Annotated in this window: 11 protein-coding genes; 3 read left to right on the plus strand and 8 right to left on the minus strand. The window is 33.5% G+C overall.

Features of this window, described 5'->3' with window-relative positions; translation table 11 throughout:
* Positions 1-8 precede the first annotated feature (8 nt).
* The gene (locus NZ841_04235) at positions 9-755 is read left to right on the plus strand and encodes a sugar phosphate isomerase/epimerase (protein MCS7201963.1); all 747 of its coding nucleotides are present in this window, start codon (positions 9-11) and stop codon (positions 753-755) included.
* Between the two features lie 11 nt (positions 756-766).
* Here the strand turns inward: NZ841_04235 and NZ841_04240 are convergent, their stop codons facing one another.
* The 8 genes from NZ841_04240 to NZ841_04275 form a co-directional block, all read right to left on the minus strand.
* Positions 767-1768: a glycoside hydrolase family 5 protein gene (locus tag NZ841_04240; GenBank protein MCS7201964.1), complete on the minus strand. Its 1002-nt coding sequence runs from the start codon at positions 1766-1768 to the stop codon at positions 767-769.
* A 12-nt stretch (positions 1769-1780) separates the two neighbouring features.
* On the minus strand, positions 1781-2728 hold the full coding sequence (locus tag NZ841_04245) for an ABC transporter ATP-binding protein (protein MCS7201965.1): 948 nt from the start codon (positions 2726-2728) through the stop codon (positions 1781-1783).
* Positions 2721-3701, minus strand: coding sequence for an ABC transporter ATP-binding protein (locus NZ841_04250; protein ID MCS7201966.1), 981 nt, complete (start codon positions 3699-3701; stop codon positions 2721-2723). Before NZ841_04250 ends, NZ841_04245 begins: the two co-directional genes overlap by 8 nt.
* Before the next feature lie 4 nt (positions 3702-3705).
* Entirely contained in the window at positions 3706-4578 is an 873-nt protein-coding gene (locus NZ841_04255) for an ABC transporter permease (GenBank protein MCS7201967.1), read from the minus strand.
* Positions 4579-4609: 31 nt separating this feature from the next.
* The gene (locus NZ841_04260) at positions 4610-5572 is read right to left on the minus strand and encodes an ABC transporter permease (GenBank protein MCS7201968.1); all 963 of its coding nucleotides are present in this window, start codon (positions 5570-5572) and stop codon (positions 4610-4612) included.
* Between the two features lie 59 nt (positions 5573-5631).
* On the minus strand, positions 5632-7572 hold the full coding sequence (locus tag NZ841_04265) for a peptide ABC transporter substrate-binding protein (GenBank protein MCS7201969.1): 1941 nt from the start codon (positions 7570-7572) through the stop codon (positions 5632-5634).
* 68 nt (positions 7573-7640) lie between these two features.
* The gene (locus NZ841_04270; protein ID MCS7201970.1) at positions 7641-8666 is read right to left on the minus strand and encodes a LacI family transcriptional regulator; all 1026 of its coding nucleotides are present in this window, start codon (positions 8664-8666) and stop codon (positions 7641-7643) included.
* 195 nt (positions 8667-8861) lie between these two features.
* Positions 8862-9626, minus strand: coding sequence for an enoyl-ACP reductase (locus NZ841_04275; GenBank protein ID MCS7201971.1), 765 nt, complete (start codon positions 9624-9626; stop codon positions 8862-8864).
* A gap of 377 nt (positions 9627-10003) precedes the next feature.
* Between NZ841_04275 and NZ841_04280 the strand changes: the two genes are divergently transcribed.
* The gene (locus NZ841_04280; GenBank protein MCS7201972.1) at positions 10004-11149 is read left to right on the plus strand and encodes an alanine--glyoxylate aminotransferase family protein; all 1146 of its coding nucleotides are present in this window, start codon (positions 10004-10006) and stop codon (positions 11147-11149) included.
* A gap of 11 nt (positions 11150-11160) precedes the next feature.
* Positions 11161-12741, plus strand: a complete 1581-nt coding sequence (serA, locus tag NZ841_04285) for a phosphoglycerate dehydrogenase (GenBank protein MCS7201973.1) — start codon at positions 11161-11163, stop codon at positions 12739-12741.
* Positions 12742-12743 lie beyond the last annotated feature (2 nt).

Here is a 12743-nt window from a genome sequence, read left to right on the forward strand (position 1 = left end):
GGAAAAAAATGAGAAGAATTCCAATAGCACTGCAGCTTTATTCTGTAAGGAAGGAATGTGAAAAGGATTTTGAGAAAACAATTAAAGAAATTTCTGAGATGGGATATGAAGGGGTAGAATTTGCAGGCTATTACGGAAAATCTGCAAATGAGCTTAAGAAAATACTAAATAAATATAACCTAAAGGTTGCAGGAACTCACATTCCCATTAATACTTTAATAGGAGATGAATTGGAAAAAACTGTAGAATTTAATTATATATTGGAAAACAAATATTTAATTATCCCATCTCTTCCCGAAGAATATACTAAAGATAAAAAAGGATGGGAAAAGGCTATCGAGCTCATAAATGAAATTTCTAGTAAACTAAGATCTTATAAAATGATATTAGGTTTTCATAACCATTCTATAGAATTCCAAAGACTCAATGGAGAAACTTTTTGGAATTTCTTTTTTGATAATGTTAACGAAGATGTAGTAATGCAACTAGATACGGGAAATGCCATGAATGGAGGAGCAGATCCCATAGAAATATTGAGACGATACTTAAAAAGAGCAAAGACTATTCATCTAAAAGAATATCCCTTAACTTCAAGGGCTATTGGGGAAGGGATTATAAATTGGAAAGAAATCTTTGATATATGTGAAAAAGAAGGAAAAACAGAATGGTACATAGTAGAGTATGAAAATCCCTCTTTTCCTCCTCTAGAAAGTGTTAGATTATGTTTAGAAAATATTAAAAAAATAAAAGAGTAGGGGAAAATCCCCTACTCTTTTATTTTCGTGTCGGGAATTAATGCTTTAAGAAGATCTATTCTCCATTTTTTATTTAATGGATCATAAATTCCAAAACCCGAACAAAATTCCCAATAACTCCAAGCTATTCCTCTTTTTTCAGCAGATCTTGCTACAAAAGAAGTCCATCTTACTCTCGATTCCATATCTGCTTTTGAATAGGCTCCAAATTCTCCCATGTATAATGGAGGGTTTCCATTTCTTTTACTCCAATCTACTACCATATCTAATTCTCTTTCTATTGCTTTTTTCTCTGCTTCTGTTCCTAGCCATTTTACCCCTACGGGAGGGGAAGGATTAACCCATTCTGCTCCTTGATGAGTAAAGTTAAAAGGATTATAGTAATGAAAGGTTACTATTATATTTTTATCACCTTGCGGTATTTTTAATTCGTTTAATCGATATATATTATTCCAATCAGTAGGACCTATTATAATCTTTCTTGTAGGATTCGTTTTTCTTACAATTTTTACCGCTTCCATTAAATATTCATTCCATAGATTACTTTTTAGATTCATACAGGGCTCATTTAATAATTCAAAATACAAAGTTTCAGGATAATCTTTATAATGTTCTGATATTTGCTCCCATAATTTTAAAAATCTTTCTTTATGTTTCTCAGGTTCCTGCATTATTTCTTCATAATGGTGAATATTAATAATTACATAAAGATTGTTTTTAAAAGCTTCTTTTATAACATGATCTACCCTTTCAAAAATATAAGGAGAAATTTTATAAGGTGGTTTATATTCCGCATAAGCGTTCCACCTTACAGGTATTCTTACATGGTCAAATCCTGCACTTCTAATTAAAGAAAAATACTCATCCTTTATTACAACACCCCATTGTCCTTCGAAAGGCGCTTCCAATGCATTTCCCATATTCACTCCCCGAAGAATAGGCAATTTTTCCATAGCAGAAGTCCTCCCAAGAAAAATTAAGAATATGAAAGAGAGAACTAGTAACTTTTTCATATTTTTTCCTCCTTATACCAGATGGCATGAAACAAAATGCTCTGGAGAAACCTCTCTAAAGATAGGTTCTTCTTTTCTACATATATCCATTACATATTCACATCGAGACTGGAATCTACATCCAATCGGAAGATCTATAGGAGATGGAATTTCTCCTTTAAGAGCTGGAAACTTCCTTTGACGTTCCTCATTTTTAGGCATCTTAGGAACTGATGCAAGGAGAGCTCGGGTATAAGGATGTAAAGGATTTCCATATAGCTCTTCCTTAGGAGCCAGTTCTACAAATGTCCCTAAATACATAACAGCAACCTTATCTGATAAATATCTTACTACTGCTAAATCATGAGAAATAAATAAATATGCCAACTTAAACTGTCTCTTTAGTTCATATAGAAGAGAGATAATTTGTGCTCCTATGGATACATCAAGAGAAGATACAGGTTCATCACACACAATAAACTTAGGATTCAATGCTAATGCCCTTGCTATTCCAACTCTTTGTTGTTGTCCTCCCGAGAATTCGTGGGGAAAAGAGTCTATATATTCTCTACCAATTCCTACTATATCAAGAAGTTCCATTACTCCTTTTCTTCTCTGTTCCTTAGTTCCTATGTTATGAATGATTAAAGGATCTTCTATCGCTTGTCCTATAGTCATCTGAGGATTTAAAGATGCTAAAGGATCCTGGAAAATTATTTGCATAAACATTCTTATCTGTCTTAGCTCCTCACCTTTTAATTTTCTTAAATTTATACCCTCAAAAAGGATCTCTCCATCGTCAGGCTCAAGAAGTCTTAAAACTGTTCTTCCAAGGGTAGATTTTCCTGAACCACTCTCTCCCACAAGTCCTAGAGTTTCTCCAGCGTTTATTGAGAAGGAGACATTATCAACTGCTTTTAATACCTTTCTTCCCCTGGGAAAGTATTTTTTTAAATTTTTTACTAATAAAAGTTCAGGCATTAATTTTTCCTCCCTTCACTAAATGACACGCTGTTTTATGCCCTTCTTCTATTTCTTTTAATTCTGGCTCTTCTTCCTTGCATATCTCTTGAGCATAAGGACATCTTGGATGAAATCTACAACCCGATGGGGGATTTATTAGGCTTGGTGGGTTTCCAGGAATAGGTCTCAAAGAACCTTCTTTTGTTTCAATATCTAAAGTAGAGTTTAAAAGGCCTTGAGAATAAGGATGTAATGGTTTTTTTATGAATTTATCCATGAGACTATATTCTACGATTTTTCCTGCATACATTACTATTATAGTATCACAAAAGTTCATGGCAAGAGTAATATCATGGGTTATAAATATTATACTCATTCCAAATTTTTCCTTCATATCTTGCATTAAATTTAAAATTTGAGCTCTTATAGTTACATCAAGAGCAGTAGTAGGCTCATCTGCAATAATAAGTTTTGGATTACAAGCTAAAGCCATAGCTATCATTACTCTTTGTCTCATTCCTCCTGAAAATTGAAAGGGATAATCCCAAAATCTTGTTTTATGTTCTGGTATTCCTACAACTCTTAACAACTCTATTGCTCTATCCCTTGCTTCTTTATCAGACATTACTCTATGCCAAATTATAGGTTCCATAACTTGTATGCCTATTTTCATAATGGGATTTAGACTAGTCATAGGATCTTGGAAGATTATGGAGATATCTCTACCCCTAATTTCTCTTAATTCTTCTTTAGAAAGTTTTAACAAGTCTTTCCCATCAAAAATTGCTTCACCACTTTCTATCCATCCATTTCTTCTGATAAGTCTCAAGAGAGAAAGAACAGAAACAGTTTTTCCCGACCCACTCTCTCCTACAATTCCCAAAGTCTCTCCATAGTCTAATTTATAGCTTATACCATCAACAGCCTTAACTATTCCTTCACGTCTATAAAAATATGTTTTTAGATTATTTACTCTCAATAATTCTGCCATGATTTTATACCTCACTCCTTGGATTTAAAGCATCTCTTAAACCATCCCCTAAATAATTAAAGGCAAGCATAGTAAGAGCAAAGGTTACTGCAGGAAAGATTAGAAGATGAGGGAACGCAAATACATACTGGGATGCACCACCAAGCATATTACCCCAACTGGGCATTGGTGGCCTTACCCCCATTCCAATAAGAGCTAATCCACTTTCTATCCAAATTCCGTTAGGAATTCCAAAAGCTAAACTTATTATTATAGGTCCTAACATATTGGGAAGAATATATTTTCTTATTATATAAGATTCTTTTGCCCCAAGAGCTCTTGCAGCCTCTACAAAATCTGCATTTTTTAGAGATAAAACTAATCCTCTAACAAGTCTTGCCATTCCTGGCCAACCAGTAACTCCTACTGCAAAAAGAATAGTATGCAATCCTCTTCCTAGAACAGTAACAAGAATTACATTAAATAGAAAAGTAGGAAAGGCAAACATTATATCCACAATTCTCATTAAAATAGTATCCAATCTTCCTCCCTTAAAACCTGCGATAGCTCCAAGAATTACCCCTATCACAAGGACTACAATTTGAGACCCAAAACCTATAAATAATGCATTTCTAATAGCATAAATATGCCTGCTAAGCATACATCTTCCTAAATCATCAGTCCCAAAAGGAAATCTCCAACTGGGACCTTCAAAAGTATGTCCATAATGGGGTTCATCATATGGATAGGGTGCTATAATAGGGGCAAATATTGATATAAAAATAAGAATGGATATATAAATTAAACTTGCCACTGCCATCTTGTTTTCTTTAAATCTTCTCCATGCAGAAGCCCAATATCCTGCTTTTTTTGACTTTTGAACTAAAGCTACCTCCATTTTTTAAGCCTCCCTTTTATTCATTCCAAAATTATTCATATTTAATCCTTGGATCTAAAAATGCATATATTATATCTACCAACAAGTTCATAAACATGACCGACAAAGAGAGAATAAAAGTAGAAGTAACAAGTAACGGATAATCCCGTTGAGCAGCTGCATTAACAAATAATTGTCCTAGACCAGGAACCCTGAAAAGATTTTCAATCCAAACAGTTCCCGTAAAAAGTATCGCAAGTTGAGGTCCAATTATAGTTACTATAGGAATCATAGAATTTCTTAGAGCATGTCTAATAATTACTGCTCTTTCGGTTCCTCCCTTTGCATATGCAGTTCTTACATAATCTTGGTTAAGCACATCTAAAAGACTTGATCTCATGAATCTTGCTATTGTAGCGAGGGGTGCTAAAGCAACGGTAACTACAGGAAGAATCATCTGTTTTGGAGTTTCCCATCCTGAGGTAGGAAGAACCTTTAAATAAATACTAAATATAATAACTAAAATAACACCTATGAGATAAGCAGGAAACATACTTCCTATCATAGCTACAAAAGTTGTAGTATAATCGATCCAAGTATTTCTTTTAAGAGCAGAAATAACACCAAGAGGGATACCTATAATTAATGCAAGAGCAATCGATAAAATCGCAAGTGTAAAAGTTACAGGAAATCTTCTTGCAATTTGAACTTCTATAGGCTCATTAGGATTTGAAAAGGATGGTCCAAATTTAAATCTAAAGGCATCTCCTAAATAATTTAAAATTTGCTTCCATAAAGGAACGTTTAATCCGTATTTCTCTTCGAAACCCTTTATTAAAATTTGAAGCTGTTCAGGAGTTAAAGTAGAAACTTTTCCAGCACTAGCTGAAAAGGCATTTATATTAAAGAATTCACCAGGAGCAAGATACATAAGAATATATGTGATAACTATAACTACAACAAGGGAGATAAATATAGTAACTAATCTTTTTAGAATATACTTTAAAAGTCCCATATACTTCCTCCTTAATAATAGAGGGGAGGTTTGTCCTCCCCTCTTTCTTTTTATGAATCTTAGTCCTTAAGATTTAGATATTTGAAGCAGAAGAAAGCAGGACCCCAAGAGAACTTATAAAGCATTAAGCCTTCAAGTTTTGGATTTTGTACCCATTGAGCCTTTGCTAAATATACGGGAACCATCCAATACTGATCTTGCATGATTTGTAATGCATAATGAGCAATCTTTACTGCCTCACTGAAAGGTCTATTAACAGCCCTAAGTCTCCATCTATATGCTTCCTTATTTGATGGGTTTCTACCATTATATTCTACTTGAAATCTTTCTTGGCTTGTTATTACTCTTCCTGCTAATCTCCAATAGTTAGTCTTTTCTTCTGGAGTCTTTGCAGCCTTCCATTTTTCATAAAGTTCATCAAATTGTTCATACCAAAGAGGTGGTCTTGTTAAATCTTCTCTCCATAATTTTTCTGGCTCAGTTTCCACTATCTTTTTGAATCCTGCAAGTAATGTGTTTCTTTTTTCAATTAGTGGCTTCCAATCTGCCTCAGTTTGTCCTCCTTCTTTTCTTAGCCAAGCATCATATTCCTTATCATACTCGTTGAGTCTCTTCTTTACACTAGCTGGGTAATCAAAGAACCAAATAGTATGATCAGAATTCTTAAACAATGCTCCAATTTCTAAATTATTCATAGGAGCACCAATTACAGTAAATCCAGCCTTTGCTTCAGGGGTAAAGTTTGCCCATACATAGGAATTCCAGTAAAGTCCAGACTCTACATTCTCAATTATACAATTCACTCCAAGATTCTTTTTCCATTGATCCACTATAAATTCAACTACAGGATCTCCGCCACCAGTTATGTAGAATACAAGGGTTGGAAGTCCCTTTCCACCAGGATATCCTGCCTCTGCAAGTAACTGTTGTGCCTTCTTTACATCAAAAGGAATTTCCTTCATTTTATCACCAATAGGTGATCCTTTAGGCCAATAAGAGGAAAGGGGTAATGCTCTTCCACCTAAGACTTCATTACATAATTTCTCCCTATCTATGGCCATAGCAAGGGCTTGTCTTAATTTCTTATTATCCATTAATGGATCAAATCCACGAGAAATTTGATATCCATTCCAGAATAGATCCATAACATCTTCACGGAAATGCTTAGACAAGGTTGGATCCGCTTTTACAAATTTATATTCTGGTACAGTATTTATAAATGCTGCATCAAGCTCTCCAGCCTGATATTGCTGAATTCCAAGTCCGCCGAATTTAAGTACTATCTTATCTACATTTCCTCTTTCCCCTACATAGTTAGGATTTTTGACTAAAACTGCATCCTTCCCAGGAGTCCAAGATTGAGGAATATATGGTCCATTTACTACAATCTTCCCAGGTCTCCACCAGTTCTGAGGATCCGCTTCTACAGTTTTTCTATGTAAAGGAACACCTTGAGCAACACAAAGCCATTCCTTCATATCATATCTTGGCTGAGAAAGTCTAATCTCTAAGGTATAATCATCAAGAGCCTTTACTCCAAGTTTATCCTCTGAAAGAGCTCCACTTTTCACTGCCCAGAAGTTTTCAATAAACTGATGGGGTCCAGCCCAGGCAGGAAAATCTGGTATCTTAGGGCTTGCATAGTATCTAAAAGACCATTCGAAATCCTTTGCCGTTACTGGGTCTCCATTAGACCACTTTTTATCCTTTCTCAACTTAAAAGTCCAAACTTTATAATCCTTTGAAACTGTAACACTTTGAGCAATAACAGGAACAACCTTTACTCCTCCAAGACCCTTTGGATCTGGTGCATATCCAAAAAGTCCTTCAAATATAGTTCCTTGTGCCAAGATATGTTGAGGCTGCCAATAATAAGGGGTAAATCCTGGTGTATCAAAATAGGGTAAACTTACAACTCTTTCCTTTTGTCCATTTACTATTCCTGAGAGAAGAAGAACTGAAAATAAAACAAATAACACTAAAAATCTCTTTTTATACATTTTAACCCTCCTAAAAGATTTAAGTTTTTAAATTGAACTTTTAAGGAGAGTGTTTTTTAAATAAATTATCACCTCCCTTTACAAGAATTTCTTATAGATAATTCAACAGGTAGTACTATCTTTACTGGAATTTCTTCTCGACCTTGTATTTTATTTATTAATATTTCCACAGCCAAGGAACCCATTCTCCTCTTAGGAACCTTTATAGTTGTTAGAGGAGGGTCAAAATTTCTTGCAAGATCTATATCATCAAATCCCATAACTGAGATATCTTCAGGAATTCGAAAACCTAACTCTCTTAATGCTTTAATGGCACCAATCGCAATAAGATCATTTCCAGCAAAAACTGCAGAAGGAACTTCTTTGTTTTTAGCAAAATATTCCTTTATTGCAGAATATCCACCTTCGATTCGAGGTTCTTCTGTGTGAGCAATTAAAGGTATAGTTTGAGGTAATTCTCCCATATACAATTTAAAAGCATGTAATCTCTCCTGAAAACTTTTATGGGTTTGGGGACCTGCAATATGTAATATCTTTCTATGACCTAACTTATATAAATACTCTATCCCTTGCCTTATTCCATCAAAATTATCCATTATTATAGTGGTATATTCAGGACCTATGTAATTATCCACTATTATTGTAGGAATATTATAGGAAATTAACCTCTTTGCCCAACTTTTATCCATATATCCTACTAAAAGCATACCATCAATAATTTTATCTTCTATCATAGATGGAATCGAAAAATTATCTTTTTCCTCATCCAAGGAAAGAATAGAATAAAGTAGATTAGATTTATATCTTTTTACAGCATTTTCTACTCCATTAAATACTACTGAATAAAACTCGTTAAGAACTATAACACCTAAGGAATGATGAGGGGGACGATAAGTTATAAAACCAATGGAGTAGCCCTTTTTAGGAATAGTTCTTTTTGTAAAATTGGAAATATCGTATCCTAATTCTTGAATTTTTTCTAAAATTTTTAATCTATTTTCCTGAGAAACCCCAGGCTTATTATGTAAAGCTCGTGATACGCTTGATGGATGTAGGTTTAACTCTTTAGCAATTTTTTTAACTATTCCACGCAAATTTATCCCCTCATTTGCGCAATTTGCATCTATTATATATATTCTTTCCTCGTTTGTCAATAGATATTTTAAGGGATAAGAGAATATTAAAAACCTCTTCTAAGCAAGATACATATTTAATTTTTAATAAATAATTTAATAAAGACCAGAGTTTAGTACCTACTTTCTTTTATCCTAACTCTAAAAAGTTAATTTCTAAATTCCCATAATATTATATCCTGCGTCAACATAGATAATCTCTCCTGTTATACCTGAAGAGAGATCACTAAGTAAGAAACATGCAGTATCTCCTACTTCACTGTGTTCGATATTTCTCTTTAAGGGAGCTCTCTCTTTATAGTATTCCAAGATGTCAGTAAATCTTGAAATCCCTCGTGCAGCTAAAGTACTTAAAGGGCCAGCAGATATTGCATTTACTCTTATATTATCCTTTCCAAGTTCATAGGCTAAATATCTAACAGAAGATTCTAAGGCTGATTTTGCAATTCCCATAACATTATAATTGGGAATTACCTTTTCAGAACCGTAATAAGTTAATGTAATAATACTTGAAGGAGAATTCATTATTCTTCTAAACATTCGGACCATAGAAATAAAAGAATAAACACTTATTTCCAAAGCAATTCTAAAAGCTTCTTTTGAGGTCTCAATAAAAGGAGATTTTAAAGCCTCAGTAGGAGCGTAAGCAATAGAATGAACAAGTCCATCAATCTTTCCTACTTTCTTCTCAATTTCATTAACTACTTTTTCAATGTTCTCATCCTCAGAAACATCACATTGTACCACTAAAGGTTTTTGAGGAATTTCTTTTAATAATTCCTCTACATTATCTTTAAATCTCTCATTTTGATATCCTATAATCACTTCTCCTCCAAATTTCATAATAGATTGAGCAATGGCCCATGCAATACTTCTTCTATTAGCCACATTAAAAACAGCAATTTTCTTTTTCTCTAACATAGAAACACTCCTTTCTTTTTTGATTTATATGTTAAACCTTTATTAAAAAACTTGCAACTTTCAAAAGATTTATATAGAATATAAATTTAAAAGAAAAATTTCAATTTACTGAAAGGAGCGGAAAAATCTGATTAAAGAATTTCAAAGTAAAATTCCTAAAAATTTCTGAAGACACATATATTTCTGAGAAAGCATTAATCATTGGAGATGTTATTTTAGAGAGAGAAGTAAATATATGGCCCTTTGCAGTATTAAGAGGTGAGTTTGCAAGAATTTATATTGGACGTTCTGCTGTGATTCACGGATGTAAAAAAAAGATTAAAGAGAACGTGCGGTTATATTATGAAATAAGTAAACTTTATAGGAGGTAGAATCCTATGTCCAAAATCTATCTTATGATTCCAGGTCCCACTCCTGTACCCAACGATGTATTAAGAGAAATGTCTCGAGAAATGATTAATCATAGAGGTCCAGAATTTGCAAAACTAATTTCTGAGACCACTGATCTTTTAAAGAAAGTCTTTAAGACAAATAATGATTGTTTCATCCTAACAGCATCAGGAACAGGAGCTATGGAAGCATCTGTAGTAAATTTCTTTTCCCCTGAAGATAAAGTAGTTGTAGGTGTGTGTGGAGTATTCGGGGAAAGATATGCAAAAATATGTTCTGCTTATGGATTAAATGTTGTCAGAATAAAAACTCCCTTAGGAAAAGGAATTGAACCTTATGAATTAGAAAAAGTTCTTGAAGAAAATCCCGACACAAAAGGAGTCTTTCTAACTCATAATGAAACATCTACAGGAGTAACTTTAGATTTGAGAGAACTTGCACCTATTGTAAAGAGAAGAGGGATATTATTATTAGTTGATGCTATAAGTTCTCTTGGTGCTATAGATCTTCCTACTGACGAATTAAATATAGATGTAGTAGTTTCTGCATCTCAAAAAGCTCTAGAAACTCCTCCGGGGATAAGTATGATTTCTGTAAGTCCTTTAGCATGGGAATATTACGAAAAAGCAAAACTTCCAAGATTTTATTGGGATCTTAAAATGGCAAAAAAATCCTTAGAGAAGGGAGCAACTCCATTTACCCCTGCGATTTCTCAAATTTTTGCCCTGAGGAGAGCTTTAGAAAACATTTTATCAAAAGGTTTAGAAAATAATTTTAAAAAACATGTTATTTTAGGAAATGCAGTAAGAAATGGAATTAAATCTATTGAATTTTTTAAACTTCTTGCAGAAGAAAAATATGCCTCTAATACAGTAACACCAGTAATTACCCCATCTGAAATTAACCCCGATGAATTAAGAAGAAAATTAAGACAAGAATTTGGGGTAGTATTAGCAGGAGGTCAGGGTGAATTAGAGGGGAAAATATTTAGAATTGGGCATGTGGGACATATTGAACCTTCAGATATTCTTGTTACCTTATCTTCTATTGAAATTATGTTAGAAAGAATGGGATATAATGGAGTAAGGGGGAAAGCAGTTGGATCTGCAGAAAAAGTATTCTTAGAAAGTTAGGGGGGATATTAATGGATAATAAAAATAAAATTTTAATCTCAGACCCTATAGCAGAACAGGGAATAGAAAAATTAAAAGAATATTTTCATGTAGATTATAAGCCTGGAGTAACAAAAGATGAGTTATTGAAAATTATAAAAGACTACTCAGGATTAGTAGTTAGATCAGAAACAAAAGTAACAAAAGATATCATAGAGGAAGGAAAAAATCTAAAGGTTATTGGAAGAGCAGGCGTAGGTGTAGATAACATTGATGTGGAATATGCAACAAGAAAAGGGATTTTAGTTATCAATGCTCCAGAAGGAAATACCATTTCAGCAGCAGAACATACTTTTGCACTAATTCTGAGTCTTAGTAGAAAAATTCCTCAGGCTTTTTATTCTTTAAAGTCAGGAAAATGGGATAGAAAAAGCTTTATAGGATATGAACTTTATGGTAAAATTTTAGGATTGGTTGGTCTTGGAAGAATCGGCTCAGAAGTAGCAAAGAGAGCAAGAGCTTTTAAAATGAAAGTTGTAGCTTATGATCCCTATATTTCTATGGAAAGAGCAAAAGAATTAGAAGTTGAACTTTTAAATAATCTTGATGAATTGTTAAGAATTTCTGATTATGTATCTTTGCATCTTCCTTTAAATTCTGAGACAGAAAATCTTATTGGAGAAAGAGAACTTAGTTTAATGAAGCCTTCTGCCTATTTAATCAACTGTGCCCGAGGGAAACTTGTAGATGAAAAAGCTCTATATAATGCATTAAAAGAGAGAAAAATTGCGGGATGTGCCTTGGATGTATTTAGTAAGGAGCCTATAGAACCTGATAATCCTCTCTTAACTTTAGATAATGTAGTATTAACTCCCCATTTAGGAGCTTCAACCCAAGAGGCCCAAGAAAAAGTAGCATTAATTGTAGCGGAGGAGATCATAAGATATTTTAAAGGAGAACCAGTATTAAATGCAGTTAATCTTCCTATTATAATCAGTGATGAAATATCACCCTACGTAATTCTAGGAGAAAAACTTGGAAAATTTCTAGCTCAGCTTACTGATTCCTATCCTGAAGAGTTAGAAATCCAAATATGCGGGGAACTTTCTCAAAAACTTGAAACATCTCTTGCTTCTGCAGTAGTAAAGGGATTTTTAGAACCTATTCTAATGGAACCCATAAATTTTATTAATGCTCTTCCCTTAGCTAAGGAGAGAAAATTAAGAATAAAAGAATCAAGAACTCAGGATACAGAAATATATAGGAGTCTCATAAAACTGCAGTTAAAAACAGAAAAGGGATTATTAGAACTTACTGGAACAGTAAACAGAGGGCAAGAGAGAATAGTAAAAATCCAAGACTACTATATAGATCTAAATTTAGCTCCATATTTACTTATTGCTTTCCATACTGATAGGCCAGGAATTATAGGAAAAGTAGGTACCATATTGGGAAAGGAGAATATAAATATTGCTGCAATGCAAGTGGGAAGAAAGGAACTAGGAAAAGAAGCAGTTATGGTTTTAATTGTAGATAATCCTGTCCCTTCTTCGGTATTAAATGAATTAAAATCGGTAGAAAATATACATAGAGTTTATTATGTATGCCTCTAAAA

Source organism: Dictyoglomus sp. (genome assembly GCA_025060475.1).
Classification (GTDB): domain Bacteria; phylum Dictyoglomota; class Dictyoglomia; order Dictyoglomales; family Dictyoglomaceae; genus NZ13-RE01.

Excerpts from the sequence above, each read along its gene's own strand:
- NZ841_04235 (MCS7201963.1), top strand. The coding sequence starts at position 9 with ATGAGAAGAATTCCAATAGCACTGCAGCTTTATTCTGTAAGGAAGGAA.
- NZ841_04240 (MCS7201964.1), bottom strand. The coding sequence starts at position 1,768 with ATGAAAAAGTTACTAGTTCTCTCTTTCATATTCTTAATTTTTCTTGGG.
- NZ841_04245 (MCS7201965.1), bottom strand. The coding sequence starts at position 2,728 with ATGCCTGAACTTTTATTAGTAAAAAATTTAAAAAAATACTTTCCCAGG.
- NZ841_04250 (MCS7201966.1), bottom strand. The coding sequence starts at position 3,701 with ATGGCAGAATTATTGAGAGTAAATAATCTAAAAACATATTTTTATAGA.
- NZ841_04255 (MCS7201967.1), bottom strand. The coding sequence starts at position 4,578 with ATGGAGGTAGCTTTAGTTCAAAAGTCAAAAAAAGCAGGATATTGGGCT.
- NZ841_04260 (MCS7201968.1), bottom strand. The coding sequence starts at position 5,572 with ATGGGACTTTTAAAGTATATTCTAAAAAGATTAGTTACTATATTTATC.
- NZ841_04265 (MCS7201969.1), bottom strand. The coding sequence starts at position 7,572 with ATGTATAAAAAGAGATTTTTAGTGTTATTTGTTTTATTTTCAGTTCTT.
- NZ841_04275 (MCS7201971.1), bottom strand. The coding sequence starts at position 9,626 with ATGTTAGAGAAAAAGAAAATTGCTGTTTTTAATGTGGCTAATAGAAGA.
- NZ841_04280 (MCS7201972.1), top strand. The coding sequence starts at position 10,004 with ATGTCCAAAATCTATCTTATGATTCCAGGTCCCACTCCTGTACCCAAC.
- serA (MCS7201973.1), top strand. The coding sequence starts at position 11,161 with ATGGATAATAAAAATAAAATTTTAATCTCAGACCCTATAGCAGAACAG.